The organism is Austwickia chelonae NBRC 105200, assembly GCF_000298175.1.
GTDB classification, from domain to species: Bacteria; Actinomycetota; Actinomycetes; order Actinomycetales; family Dermatophilaceae; genus Austwickia; species Austwickia chelonae.
Window position 1 is genome coordinate 353825 of the sequence record NZ_BAGZ01000005.1, and the last position, 18569, is coordinate 372393.

General features: G+C 63.8%; 12 protein-coding genes and 2 tRNA genes. 6 read left to right on the forward strand and 8 right to left on the reverse strand.

Annotation, left to right across the window (positions count from 1 at the left end):
- Positions 1–115: 115 nt before the first annotated feature.
- The 4 genes from AUCHE_RS04745 to AUCHE_RS04760 all read right to left on the reverse strand — a co-directional run bounded on the left by AUCHE_RS04745 (position 116) and on the right by AUCHE_RS04760 (position 3445).
- The gene (locus tag AUCHE_RS04745; protein WP_006502136.1) at positions 116–769 is read right to left on the reverse strand and encodes an ATP-dependent Clp protease proteolytic subunit; all 654 of its coding nucleotides are present in this window, start codon (positions 767–769) and stop codon (positions 116–118) included.
- Positions 770–795: 26 nt separating this feature from the next.
- On the reverse strand, positions 796–1407 hold the full coding sequence (locus AUCHE_RS04750; RefSeq protein ID WP_006502137.1) for an ATP-dependent Clp protease proteolytic subunit: 612 nt from the start codon (positions 1405–1407) through the stop codon (positions 796–798).
- A gap of 254 nt (positions 1408–1661) precedes the next feature.
- A complete protein-coding gene (gene tig / locus AUCHE_RS04755; protein ID WP_006502138.1) occupies positions 1662–3107 on the reverse strand; it encodes a trigger factor in 1446 nt (481 codons plus the stop codon).
- Positions 3108–3368: 261 nt separating this feature from the next.
- Positions 3369–3445, reverse strand: a tRNA-Pro gene (locus AUCHE_RS04760).
- 232 nt (positions 3446–3677) lie between these two features.
- On the opposite strand from AUCHE_RS04760, the gene AUCHE_RS04765 reads away from it, so the two are divergent.
- A tRNA-Gly gene (locus AUCHE_RS04765) sits at positions 3678–3751 on the forward strand.
- A 317-nt stretch (positions 3752–4068) separates the two neighbouring features.
- Entirely contained in the window at positions 4069–6204 is a 2136-nt protein-coding gene (locus AUCHE_RS04770; RefSeq protein WP_006502139.1) for an MMPL family transporter, read from the forward strand.
- Positions 6205–6444: 240 nt separating this feature from the next.
- On the opposite strand, the gene nagB is transcribed toward AUCHE_RS04770, so the two are convergent.
- The 3 genes from nagB to AUCHE_RS04785 all read right to left on the reverse strand — a co-directional run bounded on the left by nagB (position 6445) and on the right by AUCHE_RS04785 (position 9324).
- On the reverse strand, positions 6445–7230 hold the full coding sequence (gene nagB / locus AUCHE_RS04775) for a glucosamine-6-phosphate deaminase (protein WP_006502140.1): 786 nt from the start codon (positions 7228–7230) through the stop codon (positions 6445–6447).
- A gap of 160 nt (positions 7231–7390) precedes the next feature.
- The gene (locus AUCHE_RS04780; RefSeq protein ID WP_006502141.1) at positions 7391–8401 is read right to left on the reverse strand and encodes a PP2C family protein-serine/threonine phosphatase; all 1011 of its coding nucleotides are present in this window, start codon (positions 8399–8401) and stop codon (positions 7391–7393) included.
- A 311-nt stretch (positions 8402–8712) separates the two neighbouring features.
- On the reverse strand, positions 8713–9324 hold the full coding sequence (locus AUCHE_RS04785; RefSeq protein ID WP_040321444.1) for a mycothiol-dependent nitroreductase Rv2466c family protein: 612 nt from the start codon (positions 9322–9324) through the stop codon (positions 8713–8715).
- 218 nt (positions 9325–9542) lie between these two features.
- Here AUCHE_RS04785 and pepN point away from each other — a divergent pair, with 218 nt between their 5' ends.
- Both pepN and AUCHE_RS04795 read left to right on the forward strand, forming a co-directional pair.
- Positions 9543–12119 (forward strand): aminopeptidase N, encoded by a 2577-nt coding sequence (pepN, locus tag AUCHE_RS04790; RefSeq protein ID WP_006502143.1) that lies wholly within the window; start codon positions 9543–9545, stop codon positions 12117–12119.
- 89 nt (positions 12120–12208) lie between these two features.
- Complete coding sequence (locus tag AUCHE_RS04795) at positions 12209–13606, forward strand: MFS transporter (RefSeq protein ID WP_006502144.1); 1398 nt, start codon at positions 12209–12211, stop codon at positions 13604–13606.
- Between the two features lie 59 nt (positions 13607–13665).
- On the opposite strand, the gene malQ is transcribed toward AUCHE_RS04795, so the two are convergent.
- Positions 13666–15786, reverse strand: a complete 2121-nt coding sequence (gene malQ / locus AUCHE_RS04800) for a 4-alpha-glucanotransferase (RefSeq protein WP_006502145.1) — start codon at positions 15784–15786, stop codon at positions 13666–13668.
- A 108-nt stretch (positions 15787–15894) separates the two neighbouring features.
- On the opposite strand from malQ, the gene AUCHE_RS04805 reads away from it, so the two are divergent.
- Both AUCHE_RS04805 and AUCHE_RS04810 read left to right on the forward strand, forming a co-directional pair.
- Complete coding sequence (locus AUCHE_RS04805; protein WP_143114889.1) at positions 15895–16935, forward strand: mechanosensitive ion channel family protein; 1041 nt, start codon at positions 15895–15897, stop codon at positions 16933–16935.
- 172 nt (positions 16936–17107) lie between these two features.
- Positions 17108–18523 carry an MFS transporter gene (locus AUCHE_RS04810; protein WP_006502147.1) on the forward strand — a complete coding sequence of 472 codons (1416 nt, stop codon included), beginning with the start codon at positions 17108–17110 and terminating at the stop codon, positions 18521–18523.
- The last annotated feature ends 46 nt before the right edge of the window (positions 18524–18569 follow it).

An 18569-nucleotide genomic window follows, 5' to 3' on the forward strand; every position in this document is an offset into this window, starting at 1 on the left:
ACACCGCGAATATTCCACGGACGATCGAATTTTCGACGGCCAGCGGCACAACACTGATCAGCGGTGCTGCGTCTCGGCATGCCGAGACGCAGCACCGCTGATCAGTGGATCTGGTTCAGTCCTGAGCGGAAGCCTTACGGCTCGTCAGCACCTCGTCGATCAAGCCATATTCCTTGGCTTCCTGAGCTCCGAGGATCTTGTCCCGCTCGATGTCCTCGTTGAGCTGCGCGGCGCTCCGGCCAGTGTGCTTGGCAAGCGTCTCCTCCAACCAGGTGCGCATCCGGAAGACCTCGTTGGCCTGGATCTCGATGTCGGAGGCCTGCCCGTAGTCTCCACCGGCAAGTGCAGGCTGGTGGATCAGGATCCGGCTGTTGGGGAGGGCAAACCGTTTACCCGGGGCTCCTGCCGCGGTGAGTACTGCAGCAGCTGAGGCCGCTTGTCCGACCACGAAGGTCTGGATGTCGGGTCGGATGAACTGCATCGTGTCGTAGATCGCCGTCATCGCCGTGAACGATCCGCCGGGGCTGTTGATGTACATGACGATATCGCGATCCGGGTCCTGGCTCTCCAGAACGATGAGCTGGGCGATGATGTCGTCCGCACTGGCATCGTCGACCTGTACGCCCAGGAAGATGATGCGGTCCTCGAACATCTTCGTGTAGGGATCGGTGCGCTTCATCCCGTAGGAGGTGCGCTCCTCGAACTGCGGCAGGATGTAGCGGTTACTCGGGGCCGGATAGCTCATCCCGCCGCGCGGAGTGTGGATCATGTAAGTGCCTTTCGCGCTGGTCGGGGTCAGTTCTTGGTGCCGCCGGCACCGGGAGTCTGGCCCGCGTGCTCGTAGACGTGGTCGACGAAGCCGTATTCTTTGGCCTCCTGCGCGCTGAACCAACGGTCGCGGTCGGAGTCCTCGACGATCTTCTCCACCGGCTGCCCGGTGTGCTCGGCGATGAGTTCGGCCATCTTCCGTTTGATGAAGAGCATCTGTTCGGCCTGGATCTTGATATCGGTAGCGGTGCCGCCGATGCCACCCAGTGGTTGGTGCATGAGGATGCGCGCATTCGGTGTGGCATAGCGTTTTCCATGAGTTCCGGCGGACAACAGGAACTGCCCCATCGACGCAGCCATGCCCATGGCGACGGTCGCGACATCACAGGGGATCCAGTTCATGGTGTCGTAGATCGCCATACCCGCTGAGATAGACCCTCCGGGGCTGTTGATGTACAACCAGATGTCTTTCTCGGGGTCCTCCGCTGCCAGGAGCAGCATCTGGGCGCAGATGGCGTTCGCGTTGTCGTCGCGGACGTCCGAGCCCAGGAAGATGATCCGCTCCTTGAGCAGACGCTGGTAGATGTGGTCGTCCAGGCCGGACGCCTGTGCCGGTCCGGCGGCGACGATCTCGCTCATGCTCACCGTTCTCCATCTCTCGTGTCATCGAAGGGCCGAGCGACGACCTCGCCGCCGCATATCCGAGGATCTGCATCCCTGCCTGGAACTTGTGCTCCGTCGTAGGAACGGCCCCTCCGCTGTGATCAACCTAACGCTTCACCGACGCAGGACATTTCCCGAAAGGGAGGCTGTTCGCCGTGAGCGCACAAGGACACCTGTACAGCGAAGGCGCCGCCTCCGGAAGAAGCGGCGCCTTCACGGCATGAAAAGGGTCAGGCGTCCTCGCCGGACTCGGCCTTCTTCTTGGCCGGAGCCTTCTTCTTGGCCGCCTTCTTGATCTGCTTTTCAGCGGACTCTTCGGCAGGCTTCTCCTCCTTCGTCTCAGCCTTCTCGGCCTCGACGTGAGCAGCAGCCTCTGCCTCTGCTTCTTCGACATCGATGTCATCGGTCTCGATGACGGCACCCAGGTCGACGCTGTCCCCGTTGGTGTCGACGACCTGCACCGTCTCGAGGATCGCGGCGAGGCCCTTGCGCCGGGCAACCTCGGCGACGACGGCCGGAACCTGGTTGTTCTGTTCCATCGCCTGAGCGAACTGAGCCGGTTCCATGCCGTACTGCTGTGCGGTCATCACCAGGTACTCGATGAGTTCCTGCTGCTCGACCTGGATTTTCTCCGCCTCGGCGATAGCGTCGAGGAGCAGCTGCGCGCGCAGCGCCTTGAGCGCACCCTCACGCACTTCGGCACGGTGCTCGTCATCGACGTCACCGTCGTGGTTCTGCAGGTGCCCCTGCACCTCTGCCTCGACGAGAGATTCGGGAACCTCCACCGTGATGGTCTCGAGCAGCAGGTCCAGGACCTTGTCGCGTGCTTCGACGCCCTGGGCGAAGAGCTTGGCCTGCCGGGCCTGCTTCGCGATATCGGTGCGAAGCTCCTCCAACGTGTCGAACTCGGAGGCTTCCTGGGCGAAGTCGTCGTCCAGCTCGGGAAGCTCGCGTTCCTTCACAGAGCCCAAGGTGACCGTGATCTCGGAGTCCTCCCCCTCGTGTTCCCCGCCGGCGAGCGGGGCGGTGAAGGTGTTGGTCTCGTCGACCTTCATGCCGATCAGTGCGGCGTCCATGCCTTCGAGCAGGTTGCCCGAGCCGATCTCGTAGGAGATGCCCTTGACCGAGTCGATCTCTTCACCGTCGATGGTGGCGGTCAGGTCGATGGTGACGAAATCTCCGTCCTGGGCTGCGCGATCGACCACGTTCAACGCTCCGAAGCGCTGACGCAGTGCAGTCATGCGCTCCTCGGCATCCTTCTCGATCGAGGCGTCGTCCAGAGCTGCGACCTCGACCTTGAGCTCCTCGTAGACGGGGAGCTCGATCTGAGGACGAACGTCGACCTCGGCGGTGAAGACGAACTGGTCGCCTTCGTCGACGGGGAGCTCGACGATGTCGACCTCGGGCTGTCCGAGAGGACGGAGCTCGGCTTCTTCGACGGCCTGACCGTAGAACTGCGGCAGGGAGTCATTGACGGCCTCTTGCAGAACGGCTCCCTTACCCACGCGCTGTTCGACCAGGCGGGTAGGAACCTTGCCCGGGCGGAAGCCGGGGACATGGATCTGCGACGCGATGGCCTTAAGGGCCGCGTCGAGGCTGGGCTTGAGCTCCTCGTAGGGGACCTCAATGGTCAGCTTGACCCGGGTCGGGTTGAGGGTCTCGACGGCACTCTTCACTGCGCGCACTCCAGCGGAATCGGAAATAGGACAAGTCTGTACGGTCTCCGTCATGAGGAGACTTCCCGTCATGCTATCGGCTTTCGCATGTCAAGGCCGAACCCTGGCCTCCTTGCGATACCGCAGTGTCCCTCTTCGGCTGTGTTCAAGCCGCTTTCCCTCGACGTTGCGAACGATATGTCGAGGGACCAGCGCCCTGGTGGGAGCTCGGGCAAGGCCAGGGAGGGCCTCACCCGAGCCCGATTCAGATCGGTGCTGCACTGGTCGGGCTGACAGGATTTGAACCTGCGACATCGTGCTCCCAAAGCACGCGCGCTACCAAGCTGCGCCACAGCCCGTGGTGATGCCCAACGCTACCGGATAAAAGTGGACGACCGGACAGTGAGTGCCCATGTCACGTGGAAGATCACTGACCGAAAAAAGCTGATCGGTGAGTTCGCTTACTCTTCAACATTTTCCGTCGAACACACCACATCGACGTCCGGACCGCCCCCGCACCGACCGATGCCGATTCACGATTGCTCGCCGAGTATGGTTAAACTCGTGCACCGAGCCTGGAAGCAGGTTCGTGCGGGTGTAGCTCAATGGTAGAGCCCCAGTCTTCCAAACTGGCTACGCGAGTTCGATTCTCGTCACCCGCTCCACTACGAAACGCCAGGTTGCGCCCGTTCATGCGGGGGCAACCTGGCGTTTTGCTGGTATTCCACGAGCATTCGTGGATCCAGCGGACCCGCTCGCCCACCGGTACCCATCTTGCAGAGCCGCGGCTGCTCGGCCGTACTTTCTCGATCCGACGTTCCCTAGACAGCATTCTCGCGCCTCCGAAGTCAGACGTGCGCCAGTGGGCGACCGAGGAAACCGTTCACGTCCTGAGTCCTCCGGGCGGCAGCTGCCGAGTCGAGAGGATGGCGGATTTACGTCAATCTCGAAAGATGTTCATTCCGATAGCCGGGGAACGTCCATGACTCGATCCGTCCGTCTGATCGCCTCGCTCGTTCTGCTGTTGTGGCTCGCCGTCGGAGCTGTCGGCGGACCCCTGGTCGGCAAGCTCTCCTCTCAACAGAAGAACGACCAGGCGTCCTTCCTCCCGATCGATGCGGAATCGAAGCGCGCCGCCGACGAGTTCAAGCCTTTCGGCTCTGTTACCGGGCTGCCTTACTTCGTCGTCATCACCCGGGAAGGGGGTGCCCGCGAGAACGACCGGGAACATATTCAACGATATGTCTCATCGCTCCACTCCCTCCGGTTGGAAGACAGCGACCGAACGCTCGGAGACCTGCTGAGCGGGGCACCCGGATTCCCGGTACCGAGCCAGGACGGCCGAGCTTTTCTCGTCCCGATCTCAGCAGATCCCGACCGGATCGCGGAGAAGATCGGTGAGACCAGCGGTGGCGTAGCCGTCGCCGCGGCCCTACGGGCCGAGGCAACACGTGTTCTCGCTCCAACCGGGTTGAAGACCCAGGTCACCGGGCCCGGCGGATTCGCCGCTGATATCGGCCAGGCCTTCTCCGGTATCGACGGCGTCCTCCTGGGCGTCGCGCTCGGCGTCGTCCTGATCATCCTGCTCTTCGTCTACCGCAGCCCGATCCTGCCTTTCGCCGTGCTGGCCAGTGCGGTTCTCGGACTCGCAGCATCCGTGCTCGTCATCTACCCTCTCGCCGTCCACGGCGCCATCCAGGTATCCGGTCAGAGCCAAGGAATCCTGTCCATCCTGGTGGTCGGCGCCGCCACCGATTACGCACTGCTGGTCGTCGCCCGATATCGGGAGGAACTCCGCCGGACCGAGTCATCCTGGGACGCCATGAAGCGGACGTGGCGTGGAACGCTGGAACCCATCTCTGCCTCCGCAGCCACCGTCGTGCTCGGGCTCCTGTGCCTGATGCTCGCCAGTCTGGGCGGCACCCGCGGTCTAGGACCGATCAGCGCGCTCGGCATCATCGGCGCACTGGCTGCCTCCTTGTCCTTCCTGCCTGCGGTTCTCCTCCTCCTGGGCCGGCGAGTCTTCTGGCCGCGGATACCTCGTGTCGTCCAACAGGACCTCGAGGAAGACCGGATCAGGACCGGACCGTGGGGCAGAGTCGCCGGTCTCGTCGGACGACGGCCACGGGCCGTATGGCTCGGAGTCACCGCAACGCTCCTCCTCGCGGCATCGGCTGCACCGATGTTCAAAGCCGACGGGCTGAGCCAGTCCCAACTCTTCCGGACTTCGGTGGAATCCGTCGAAGGAGAGAAGACACTCCAATCGCACTTCCCCGGCGGCAGCGGCCAACCTGCCAGGATCGTCGTACCGACAGATCGAGCCGAGGCAGTGGTCACCGCGGTCCAGGGAATTCGCGGGGTGGGCACCACCGCCACCGGAAGCGCACCAGGGGTTCCCCCACAGATCGTCGACGGCAAGGTCGTGATCCAGATCGAACTCACCGACCCGCCCGAGAGCAGCGCCGCTCAACGCGCCGTCCAAGAGGTGCGAGCCGCCGCGCACCGCATCGACCCTTCCTACAACGTCGGCGGGCAGAGCGCGACCGTGGTCGATACTCGTCTGGCCAGCGAGAACGACGTGCGACTGTTGCTGCCGACCATCCTCGGGGTGGTTTTCCTCGTCCTGGTCGTCCTACTGCGATCCTTGGTCGCCCCGTTGCTGCTGGTCCTGGCCAATGTGCTTTCTTTTGCCGCCACGATCGGTGTCAGCGCGCTGGTGTTCAACCATCTCCTCGACTTTCCGAATGCTGACCCTGCGACACCCCTGTACGGATTCGTCTTCCTGATCGCCCTCGGGATCGATTACTCGATCTTCCTGATGACTCGGGTCAGGGAGGAGACGCCACAACGGGGTACGAGGAAAGCCACTCTCGCAGGCCTGGCTGTCACCGGCGGAGTGATCACGTCGGCCGGGGTCGTCCTGGCCTCGACCTTCTCCGCCCTGATCGTCCTGCCTCTGGTGTTCATGGCGCAGATCGCCTTCCTCGTGGCTTTCGGAGTCCTGCTCGACACCTTCGTCGTGCGCTCGCTGCTGGTCCCCGGGCTCGTCCACGACATCGGTCACCGAGTCTGGTGGCCGAGTCGATTCGCCCCGGAACTTCAGGAAAGGAAGAAGTGACCAAGCAGAATGTGAAAATCCTCCCGGCCCATACCATCGCAGACAGAGATCGGATCTCTTCCCTACCCACATGAGGAATATGCCGTGGTCGCTTCGCCCATGGCGGCATCGCCACCGAATCACTCCAAGGTATGACCTCGCCAACAGGTCGTTCTTTTCCTCAAACGCGCCAAGGCCTTCGTCGCGCCCCCCATTCCCGTATCGGCGGAGGAAAGGAATTCGGACAGCGATTCTCCTGAATCAGAAATGTTGCCAATCCGGTTTCGCCTGATAGGCCTCGGCATAGTAGGAGGCCAGTTGAAGGCGGTACGCTGCGGCCTCGTCAAGCAGTACCGTGACATGCGGGTGCATCTGCAGGATCGTGGCCGGCCACATCGCGGAGATCGGGCCTTCGACCATCTGATGGACGGCTTCGGCCTTGGCTCGTCCACTGGCGAGGAGAACCAGATGCTTCGCTTCCATGATGGTGCCGATGCCCTGGGTGAGGCAGTGCTTCGGTACTTTCTCGATGTCGCCCTCGAAGAAGCGTGCATTGTCACGGCGGGTCTGACCGGTCAGAGTCTTGATCCGGGTACGTGAGGTCAGTGAGCTTCCGGGCTCGTTGAAGGCGATATGCCCGTCGGTGCCGATACCGAGCAGCTGCAGATCCACGCCGCCCGCCTCTCTTATGGCCTGTTCATAGGAACGGCAGGCTGCCGGAAGATCAGCGGCAGCGCCGTCAGGGCCGTGCACCCGCGCAGGATCGATGTCCACTCGAGCGACGAATTCCCGTTCGATGACATTGCGATAGCGTTCCGGATGGGTCCGAGGAAGACCGACGTACTCGTCCAGCATGAAAGCTGTCGCCGTGGCCAACGACAGCTGCCCGCTGCCCACCCGACGGCCCAGCTCGGCGTAGACCGTCAGCGGGCTCGACCCAGTAGCTACTCCGAGCACCGCGGTCGGTTTCTCCGCGAGCAGCACCTCGATGGCCTCCGCGGCATGACGCCCGGGCTCCTCGGCGTCACGACAGACGACGACCTCCACCGTTCCTCCTCGTGCGGACCCACTTTGTCCGGCCATTCTCCCAAGAACCACGGAGGTCGGCTCCGTCGCCCCGCCCGGAAGACTTCCGCACCCTCCGATCACCGCAGCGTTCAGGTCTGCGTCTGCATCCTCATGCGGAGATCGGATGAGGAGGGAACGCTCAGCAGGTCCGCCAGACCAGCACGGCGCCCCGGTCGTCCAGGTGGCCCGCCGGCGCCACCGCACAGACCTGCTCGGCGACACCGACAAAACCTGCACCTGTCGCCTGTTCCAAACTGGTGACCAGTCTGCCGATACCCTCGTCGAGGTCGCTGCCCCGCTCTTCGACGACGCCGTCGGTGTACAGCAGAAGAGCGTCCCCTGGCTCCAGCCTGCCTCTCGTCCCGGGATAACGGACACCGGCGACCAAGCCCAGCACCGGACCCCGCGCGCCTTCAACGACCCGCCATCCACCTGCCTCGGCCTGGTAGTGGGCGACCGGCGGATGGCCCGCCGTGGAAATGACGTATTCGCCGTTCTCGAGATCGAGCGAGAGGTGCACGGCAGAGGCAAAACCTTCCGACCATTCCTGACGCGCCACATAATTATTGGCCAACGGAAGGAATTCAGAGGGACGGACCGACCCCATCAGTGCGTCGAAAGCGCCAGAGAGCATGAGGGAGTGTGTCCCAGCGTCGAGCCCTTTTCCGGAGACGTCGACGAGAACGACTTCCAGGTTCTTTCCCGAGCAGGTCCTGCGGGCTACGACGAAATCACCGGAGAAAGGATGGCCGTACGCAGACTTGACACAGACCTGGGCCTCCCAGCTCTCCGGCAGCACGGGCACGGTGCTACGCAGGAGCAGCTCGCTGCGCAGATCGGCCAACATGCTCTCCCCGCGGCTACCGTGCACCCCGACCCGCGCCCGGGAGAGACTGCGCCACAAAGTGACGGCCCCGACTGCCACCACGCAGCACAGCGCTCCGGTGGAATCCGTTCCCGTTGAGGTGGAAAGTCGAGGGACGACCAAGGTCAGGGCGATGCACAGCCCCAGAACCGCGCCGTGCCATCTGGGCGAGTGCAATGCGCCGCTGAGGACCACGAAGGGCAGATAAGCAGCCCAGGACACCGTCGTGGGCAGAAGGATCATCGACGTGGTCACCGCCGACATCCCCAGAACCACGAAAAACACGGTGGCTCGTTCCTGGGTTTCGGTCCACCGACGGACCTCGGCCCAGGCGCGTATTGCCACGGCACGCCCGCAGGGCAGGACGAGTGAAGGCCGGACCCTGCACGAGGACCCAGACGCGAAGGAGCCCACGCGCGTAGGCGTTCCTCTCACGGACCCCATCGACATTCCACCCATAGTGTGGACAGTAGTACGACATCGAGAAAGTCGCGCGGCATACTTCCTATATGTTGCTCACTGCGGGCCGTTATTCGTCCGGAACCTCCCAATTTCGCGGAGAAGAGCGATCTCCTGCAAAAAGAGCAGCTACGAGGTCAGAACTCCTCGATAATCGGACCCACGGTACGAGTGCGCTTGAGTTCAAAAAAACCAGGAGTACCTGCCACCAATACGCACCCGTCCCACAAAAGCCCCGCCGTCTCCCCGCGCGGCGGTGGGGAAACCACCGGGCCGAAGAACGCCGTGTCACCCACTGCCACCACAGGAGTTCCTACGTCATCGCCGACCAGGGTGACCGCCTCGGCATGCCCCGCCCGCAACAAAGCATCCACCTCGACAGCACTGGGCCCGTCACCTACCGCGATCGACAAGCCCATCCCGGCAAGAGCCCGGGCAGCCACCTCGTCGAAATCCTTCTCCCCCTTCACATGGATCGCCGACCCCATGGCGTCGTACAGAGGACCCACCACTGCCTGCCCGTACTCCTTCCGGGCCGCGACGATCGCCCGAACCGGGGCCCAGGCCTGCGCCATCAAGGACGCATAGTCCTCAGAAAGCTCCCGCCCCTCATTGAGCACCGCCAGACTCATGACATGCCACTCCACCCGGATCTCCCGGACCTTCTCGACCTCCTTCAACCAACGCGAGGTCATCCAAGCCCAAGGGCAGATCGGGTCGAACCACATGCGCACGGCCTGCACCGTCATATTCTCCACTCTCTCAAATAGATCCGAAAATATTCTGTACGGACGGCGGTCAGCCCAGCGGAACCGGACAGAACACACGACCTGCCGTGGCACCGCACCTCACCCCTGATATCGGCACACCGCCACAATCGGTGATGCAAGGATGTCCCCACGGATCGAGCGCACCACCCAGTACACGACAGAAGAACGACCATCACTTTCATCGACGAGGAGTCACCGTGCCCGGTACGAACCTGACCCGTGAAGAGGCCGCAGCCAGAGCGGATCTACTGCACGTCAAGTCCTACAGGGTGGCGATCGACCTGACCACCTCCGCCGAAAGCTTCACCACCAGCACCATCGCTGAATTCTCCTGTCGACAGCCAGGCGCCGAGACCTTCTGCGACTTCATCGGCGAGCAAGTCCTCTCCGTACGACTCAACGGCGTCGATCTCGATCCCGCCGCAGTCTGGCAGGACTCCCGCATCACCCTGCCCGACCTTGCTGCGGAGAACACCCTGGAAGTCCACGCCATCGGTCGTTATATGCACACCGGTGAAGGCCTCCACCGCTTCGTCGACCCCGTCGACAACGAGGTCTACCTGTACACCCAGTTCGAAACAGCGGACAGCCGCCGCATGTTCCCGGTCTTCGAACAACCCGACCTGAAAGCCACCTTCGCCTTCACCGTCACCGCACCCACCCACTGGCAGATCATCTCCGTGGAACCGACCCCGGAGCCCCGTGCCCTGGGATCGAAGGAAATCCCTGAGCTGGGCCTCCTACCTGTGTCCCGTTGGGAGTTCCCGGCCACCCCCCGACTGTCCAGCTATGTCACCGCTCTCATCGCCGGACCCTACGACGTCGTCCGAGACAGCGTGCGTACCGGTGACCGAGAAGTTCCCCTCGGACTGTTCTACCGGCGCTCGCTCAGCACCTACCTCGATGCAGACAACGTCTTCGACTGCACGAAGCGTGGATTCGCCTTCTACGAAGAACTCTTCGCCCTGCCCTACCCGTTCACGAAATACGACCAGATCTTCACCCCCGAATACAACGCAGGCGCCATGGAAAATGTCGGCGCCGTCACCTACAACGAGATCTACGTCTTCCGCGCCAAAGTCGCCGACGCCGTCGTCGAACGCCGCGCCCTGACGATCCTGCACGAACTCGCCCACATGTGGTTCGGCAACCTGGTCACCATGCAATGGTGGGACGACCTGTGGCTGAACGAATCCTTCGCCGAATGGGCCTCCATGACCTGCCAGGCAGAAGCCACTGAATGGACACACGCCTGGGCCACCTTCGCCGCCGCGGGCAAATCCTGGGCACTCCGCCAGGATCAGCTCTCCTCCACGCACCCCGTCGCCGCAGACATCAGGCATCTCGCCGACGTCGAGGTGAACTTCGACGGCATCACCTACGCCAAAGGCGCAGCCGCGCTCAAACAACTCGTCGCCTACGTCGGTCGAGACTCCTTCGTTGCGGGGCTACGCGCCTACTTCACCGAATTCGCTTACGGAAACACCACCTTGAGCGACCTGCTGGGACATATGGAAACCACTTCCGGACGCGACCTCTCAGCGTGGTCCCATGCCTGGCTGAAAACCGCAGGGCCCAACACCCTCCACATCGAACTCGACACCGACGACCACGAACTCGTCACCGGCGCCGTCGTCCACCAGAGCGCACCCGAAAACCACCCGACACTCCGTCCCCACCGTCTAGCCATCGGCCTCTACGACCTGCAGGAAGGACGCCTGGTCCGTCGGGAACGACTGGAAATCGACATCGACGGAGAGGAAACCGAAGTCGCCCCGCTGGTCGGCCTGCACCGCCCTGACCTGCTCCTGCTCAACGACGACGACCTGACCTATGCCAAGATCCGATTCGACGAGGAATCCCTGCGAACCCTGATCGCCCACGCCTCCACTGCGGATCCTCTCCCCCGCGCGCTCCTCCTCGGCGCGGCCTGGGACATGACCCGGGACGGCGAGATGGCAGGCAGCGACTTCATCCGCCTGGTGCTCGACGCCCTCCCCGGCGAGACCGACTCCACGCTCCTACGAATGCTGCTCAGCCAACTCACCACGACGATGCAGCTCTACCTCTCTCCCTCGACCCGTGAGCAGACCACCGCCGATGCCGCGGAAAAGCTCATCCGAATAGCCAGGGAAGCGCCCGCAGGATCCGATGCCCAGCTCCAATTGGTCAGTGTCGCCGCCGGACAGGCCCGCACTCCCGAACAACTGGCCTGGGTCGATGGCCTGTTGGCGGGCACTCAGGAACTACACGGCCTCGCCATCGACACCGAGATGCGCTGGACTCTGCTGACAGCCTCGGTCGCCGGGGGCAACGCCGGCGAGGAAGAGATCCGTGCCGAAGAGGAACGCGACCCCACCTCAACCGGGCGGGAACGGGCAGCCCGAGCACGGGCAGCACAGCCCACCGCACAAGCCAAGGCCGAGGCCTGGAGCAGGGTCTTCGACAGCCCCGACCTGTCCAACCAGATGGTCGCCTCAGTCCTGGCCGGTATATCCATCACTCACGACGAGACCCTTCTCGCCCCCTACATCACCCGGTACCACAACGAAATACGAGCCCTGTGGGAAGACCGGACCCACGCCATCGCCGAGCTGGTCGCGCTCGGTGCCTATCCGACCCTCCTGGCAGGCGATGAACTCCTCCAGGCCACCCAGGCCTGGCTCGACCACCACTCCGACGCCCCTGACGGCCTCACCCGCCTCGTCACCGAGAACCGTGACGCCGTCATCCGGGCCATGAACGCCCAAGAACGGGATGCCGTCCGATTCTGATGACCCCTTCAACCACGACAACGTCCCACGTCAAGATCCCCGGTCTCTCAGAAGAGCATGCCGACGAACCAACCCCGGAAAGTACCCAGATGCCGTCCAGACGATTGTTCAACCGTGAGTCACTCGCCTGGATCGGCTACGACCTCGGCACGAACTCCTTCCACTCCGTCGTTGTCACCTTCGTCTTCTCGGTCTACCTCACCAGCTCTGCCTTCGGCCCCGCCGACGCGAACAGTGAAGCGCTCGGCACCGGGATGAGCATCGCTGCGATCTTCGTGGCACTCCTGGCACCGGTGCTGGGACACCGCTCCGATCGGGCGAACCGGCCCGTTTTCTGGTTGGGTGTCAACAGCTTCGTGGTCCTGTGCATGATCCTGTCGCTCTTCTTCGTCCGGCCCGACCCGAGCTATCTCTGGCCCGGCATCGTGCTTCTCGTCATCGCCACCGTCTTCGCCGAGTTCGCCTCGGTGAACCACAACTCGCTCCTGAAACGGGTTTCCACGCCGGAGACCGTCGGCAAGATCTCCGCCTTCGGCTGGGGTTCCGGATATCTCGGCAGCATCGCCGTCCTGCTCTTCCTGCTGCTGGCCTTCATCCAGCCGGAGCAAGGTCTGTTCGGGGTCACTCACGAGGACGGAATGCACATCCGAGCCTCCATGCTCTTCACCGCAGCCTGGTACACGATGGGGATGATCCCCGTCCTGGTCGTGCTCCGGAAGCGGTCCCCGAAGAAGAATGAGAGCTCGTCGGCGGAGCAGGTCACCCCGGAGACCACCGCGGAAGCACCCCTCCCCAAGGAATCCATCATCGGCTCCTACGCCGCTCTCGGCCGCACATTGCGCAGCCTGGCCAAGGACAGCCCCAATACCTTGTACTTCCTCATCGCCTCGGCGATCTTCCGCGACGGCCTCGTCGGCGTCTTCGCCTTCGGCGGAGTCATCGCCTACGGTACCTTCGGCTTCACCTCAGGGGATGTCGTGACCTTCGCGGTCGTGGCCAACCTGACCGCAGGGCTGGCCACTGTCAGCTCCGGCATCCTCGACGACAAGGTCGGACCAAAACGACTCATCCTCGGCTCGCTGATCTGCATGATCTGCGCCGGAGTCGGCATCTTCGCCCTCCACGACGGGGGCCCGATCGTCTTCTGGGTGCTGGGTCTGGTCCTCTGTATCTTCGTCGGACCGGCGCAGTCGGCCTCCCGGACCCTGCTGATCCGGTTGATCCCTCACGGCCGCGAAGGGGAGATCTTCGGCCTCTACGCCACTACCGGGCGCGCGCTGAGCTTCATCGCTCCAGCCGCTTTCACCGGAGCCATCATGCTGGGACGCTGGATTCGCCCACAGGACAACAGCACCCAGTACTGGGGCATCCTCGGGATCACAGCAGTGCTCCTGATCGGGCTGCTGGCACTCGTCCCCGTGAAAGCACACCGGGATGTCCTCCCGGAGAACGGATGGAGCCCCAGGAAGACCCCTTCCGCCTCTTGAGCGGAGAGAAGACCGGCCGTCGCGGGGCCGCCCACCAGGGCTTCCCCGCGGCGCCAGGTTCATCCCCGATGGACAGCCTCGGTGATCCGCCGTGCCCCGGCATAGGCCATCACGTCCTCGAGCAGAACGGGAGTACGGTCCTCACCCGCCAGCGGAACCCTCCAGTTGGGATACTCCTCGTCGGTGCCAGGCTGGTTGATGGTGCGCCGGTCACCGATCAGATCGGACACGCTGATCCCGACCAGGAGCGCCGGAGTCCACGAGACATACCGATGAAGTGCCTCGACGATCTTCTCCACCGATTCGTCGGCATCGACCAGACCTCGCTCACGCAACACGTCCACAACCTGGCGTCGATCGGACTCATCCTCGGCCCGTTCAGTCTCCACAGGCCTGGTGAACAGCCCCAACCGTTCACGCAGATCCATGTGCTCACCGGTCAGATATCCGGCAGTGGGCGGTAAGTCGTGGGTCGTCACCGACGCCAGGCACAATCGCCGGTACTGCTCCGGAGGCAACGGTGCCCCGTCGGCAGAGCGTTCGAACCACAGGATCGAGGTGCCGAGGATCCCCCGTTCCCGCAGATAATCACGGACCCAGGGTTCAACCGTGCCCAGATCCTCACCGACGATGACAGCTCCGGCACGATGAGCCTCCAACACGAGGATCCCCACCAATGCCTCGAAGTCGAAGCGTACGTATGTTCCCTCCCGCGGGCTGCAACCCGAAGGGACCCACCACAGCCTGAACAGCCCCAGGACATGGTCGATACGCAGCGCACCCGAATGCCGCAAGGCCGCCCGAATCATGTCACGGAAGGGCTCATAACCCATTTCAGCCAGTTTGTCCGGGCGCCAAGGCGGCTGGCTCCAGTCCTGACCCAATTGGTTGTAAGGGTCCGGAGGAGCTCCGACGGTCACCCCGCGGGCGAGGGCGTCGCCCAAACCCCAGGCGTCAGCGCCTTCGGGGTGCACACCCACCGCAAGATCCTGCATGACGCCCACGCTCATCCCGGCTTCACGTGCCTGCCGCTGCACTCCGGCAAGTTGGCTGTCGACCACCCATTGCAGCCACATGTGATACCGGACCTGATCGGACAACCGAGTTCTCTCCGCAGCCACCGCCTCGGAGGACCGATCCTCCAAACCTTCCGGCCACCCGGAGACCCCGTAGGCACCGACGAGTGCGCACCAGGTCGCGAAGTCGACCAGGCCCTGCCCCTCCCGCACGCAGAAGGAATCGAAGGCCAACTCCCTCCGAACCGGGCGCCTCGCCGAGTAGACAATCTGCAATGCCTTGTTCTTCAGCTCCCAGGAGGCGTCCCTGTCCACGGTGTCCTGCCCGTTGAGCAGATGTGCCTCCTGCGCACAACGCTCCACCACAGAGCGGTCCTCGGGTGAGAGGTAGGCCACCTCGGGGATCTCCTCGACCCGGATATACATCGGATTGACGAAACGCCGTGACGTCGGGAGGTAAGGAGACGGCTCCATGGGCGCCACCGGTTCGGCCGCATGCACCGGGTTCACCAGGACGAAATCACTGCCCAGCTCGTGGGCGCCCCACACCGCGAGATCGGCCAGGTCTGCCAGGTCCCCCACGCCCCACGAAGCGCGGGAACGCATCGCGTAGAGCTGGGTCATCAAGCCGGACGCTCCTCGTGTCTCGACCGCAGCAGGAAGGTCCAGGCGATCCGGGACCACCACCACGGACGAGCGATGGACCGACCCACCGGGGATCTGCGCGTGCAGGGTATGCCAGCCGAGCACATTCCCTGCAGGCAACTCGAACATCGCCTCACCGATGAGTGCCCCGTCGATCTCCCGCGGAGAGACGTTGTGCTCCACCTGTCGGAGTTCACGTCGGCCGCCGTGGTCCTCCAGCTCGACCCAGACCGATACCGGCGAACCGTGCGGGACATGGACACGGACCTGAGCATTCTCGCTCTGCCGGGTGAGGGTGAACGGCGGGATCAGGGATCTCCACTCGCGAAGGTCGAATTCTCGCAGGGAGGCCATGACCTCCTCGGGAGTTTCGCAGGGGACGGCGAGCGCACGCAGTACTGCGGTGATGGTCTCCGCACCGACGACGACATGGTGGCCTTGCCAGTCCCAGTACTCGGTGGCTACCCCGTAGGCGCGCGCCAGATCAGCGAGCTGGGCCGAGGGCACGATGGTGGTCACGTGGGGCCTTTCGTCATGGGATTGCCCTGATACTAATGGTCTCCGCTCCGATTGACGCGCTGACAGGGGCATGTGCGTTCCTGCTGGGGGAGCCTGAACAATGGGCTCATGGCCGACAACTCCTACATTCTGCCGACCAACGTCCTGGGGCCGGAGCTGTCCTGGGAGATCGTCCTGGACTGGGTTCTGGGGCGTGGGCTGACGATCGTCTTGATCGTGATCGGCGCGACGGTTCTGCGATGGTTCCTCCATCGTCTGATCGATCGTGCGGTTTCCTCGCTGGTGAAGGAGAAACGTGCACGTTCGGACCACCGTGAGCCTGCTCCTGCGGTTGTCGAGACGGTCGCCCCTGGCTGTACTCCCGAAGATTCCTCGGGTGGGCAGGCGAAACCACCTTCCGTGGTGCGTCGACGGCATACCTGGTTGCGTGCGCGGGCGTTGGAGGGGCGTTTCCTGAACCCTGAGCGGCAGCGGCAGCGGGTGGAGACCCTGGGATCTGTGCTGCGCAGTATCGCCACGGTGGGGATCCTGATCACAGCGATCTTCATGGTGGGTGACCAACTGGGGTTGAACATGGCGCCGGTGATCGCCTCGGCCGGGTTCGGTGGTGTGGCTTTGGGTTTCGGTGCGCAGAGTCTGGTGAAGGATTACCTCACCGGGATCTTCATGCTGGCCGAGGACCAGTACGGGGTGGGTGATTTCATCGATACCGGAACTGCCGCCGGGACGGTGGAGGAGGTCACTTTGCGGGTGACTCGTCTGCGGGATGCCCAAGGCGTGATCTGGTACATCCGTAATGGCGAGATCGTGCGTGTGGCGAACAAGTCCCAGGGATGGTCGACGGCGATCGTGGACATCCCGGTGGCTTACGACGAGTCGCCGGAGCGGGTGATCTCGGTGCTCACCACGGCGATGCAGGAGTTGGAGGGCGATCCCGAGTGGGAGAGCATCCTGTTGGAGCAGCCTCGGGTGGTGGGTGTAGAGGCGGTGTCCGGGGGCGCGATGAGCATCCGGATCCTGGCGAAGTGTGCGCCGAACGAGCACTGGAGTGCTCAGCGTGAGATCCGTGAGCGTGGGTTGACCGCGTGTGCGCGCGAGGGGATCAAGGGTCCTGCGGTCATCCCGCCTTATCAGGGCGGACTTTCCTGATCCGGTCGCCGGTCGTTCCTCGTCCTGCGGGGGTGGAGCGACCGGCGGTCGTCTTGTCCGGTCGACGGCGGGTCATATCCTTGCGCAAATAACTACGCTGGTGTCTGTGAATACACCGGACCCTCCGGACAGGAGGCCGTCTTCGTCAGACCGGCCCCAGGAGACAGCCCGCGTGCCTGTCCTGGGCGAGGGATATCGTGCCGTCACCCTGTCCGTCCTCGGTCTGACCACCGTCATCGCTTTCGAGACCATGGCCATCGCCACCGCCATGCCGAAGGTCACCGAGGACCTGGCAGCAGGAAGCGCCTACGGGCTGGCCTTCTCGCTGATGTTCACCGGTCAACTGCTCGGCAATGTCGTCGCCGGGGTCAGCACTCGACGATCCAGTCCGATGCTGACCCTCTGGACAGGCATCAGCCTCTTCGCCCTGGGTTCGGTTCTGGCCGGCAGCGCCCCGGCCTTCTCCTTCCTGCTGGCCGGTCGGCTGCTGGCCGGCCTGGGCGCAGGTCTGACCATCGTGGCCAATTACGTCGTCATCGGCGCCATCTACCCGGTGTCCACTCGCCCGGTGATCTTCGGTTGGCTCTCTGCTTCATGGGTCGTCCCCTCAGTGGTCAGCCCGTTGTTGGCTGCGCTCCTGACCGAGAGCTGGGGTTGGCGTTCGGTCTTCCTCCTGGTCGCGCCTTTGACTGCGGTCGGTTCTGTCGGAATCCGGCATGCGCATCGGCTCCTCGATTCAGCCCCCGAACCCGAATATCTCGATGGGATACCCCCGCCGCACCCCGCCCGGCAGCTCAGCACCTTCCGTACCATGTTCTTCGGACTGACGATGACCCTCGGCGCAGGACTCTTCCAAGCAGGGACGTCGCTACCTCATCTCCCCCGCACCATCGCCGTCGTCTCCGCCGTCATCGGTCTTCTCCTCCTGGGGCTGGCAGTGCCTCCTCTCCTGCCTGCGGGCACACTGCGCAGTCGCCCCGGGCAGCCCAGCGTCATCCTGGCGCGTTTTCTCTTCATGGCGTCCTTCGACGGGACCATCGCCTTCATCCCGTTGATGTTCGTCACCTGTCGGGACGTCGAGCTGGCCGCAGCCGGTGCGCTGTTGGCACTGGCCTCCTTGGGCTGGGCCGCAGGTTCCTTCCTGCAGAGCCGCCCCAGGATGTCGAACCAGGGGAAGATCCTCATCGCCACCGGTGCAGCGCTGTTGTCCGGGGCGACCTTCGGCATCTTGGCCCTGGACCTGACGGACGGACCGATCTGGGCCTTCGCCGTGAGCATCGCCACCGTCGGGCTGGCCATGGGGATCGGAGTCACCGCCACCTCCGTGCTCGCTCTGGAGCTGGCACCTCGAGGAGGACACTCCGCAGCCAGCTCTTCCCTGCAGATCGCCGATGTACTCGGCAGCGTCCTGGGCATCGCGGCCAGCAGCGGTGTCTACGCCGTCACCACCTCGGCAGGTATGGCGGTGGCCGATGTCTTCCCCCTGGTCTGGGTCGTCAACGCCGTGATCGCGCTCCCGGCCCTGATCTGCGCCCAACGTCTGGCACCTCGAGGACTGTCCGAGACCGTCCGGATCTCACGCTGTTGACCGGTCCCCCGCGAGACCCCGTCTCTTCTGCAGGTCACAGCTTCCT

Excerpts from the sequence above, each read along its gene's own strand:
- AUCHE_RS04745 (WP_006502136.1), bottom strand. The coding sequence starts at position 769 with ATGATCCACACTCCGCGCGGCGGGATGAGCTATCCGGCCCCGAGTAAC.
- AUCHE_RS04750 (WP_006502137.1), bottom strand. The coding sequence starts at position 1,407 with ATGAGCGAGATCGTCGCCGCCGGACCGGCACAGGCGTCCGGCCTGGAC.
- AUCHE_RS04770 (WP_006502139.1), top strand. The coding sequence starts at position 4,069 with ATGACTCGATCCGTCCGTCTGATCGCCTCGCTCGTTCTGCTGTTGTGG.
- AUCHE_RS04785 (WP_040321444.1), bottom strand. The coding sequence starts at position 9,324 with ATGACGGTGCAGGCCGTGCGCATGTGGTTCGACCCGATCTGCCCTTGG.
- AUCHE_RS04795 (WP_006502144.1), top strand. The coding sequence starts at position 12,209 with ATGCCGTCCAGACGATTGTTCAACCGTGAGTCACTCGCCTGGATCGGC.
- AUCHE_RS04805 (WP_143114889.1), top strand. The coding sequence starts at position 15,895 with ATGGCCGACAACTCCTACATTCTGCCGACCAACGTCCTGGGGCCGGAG.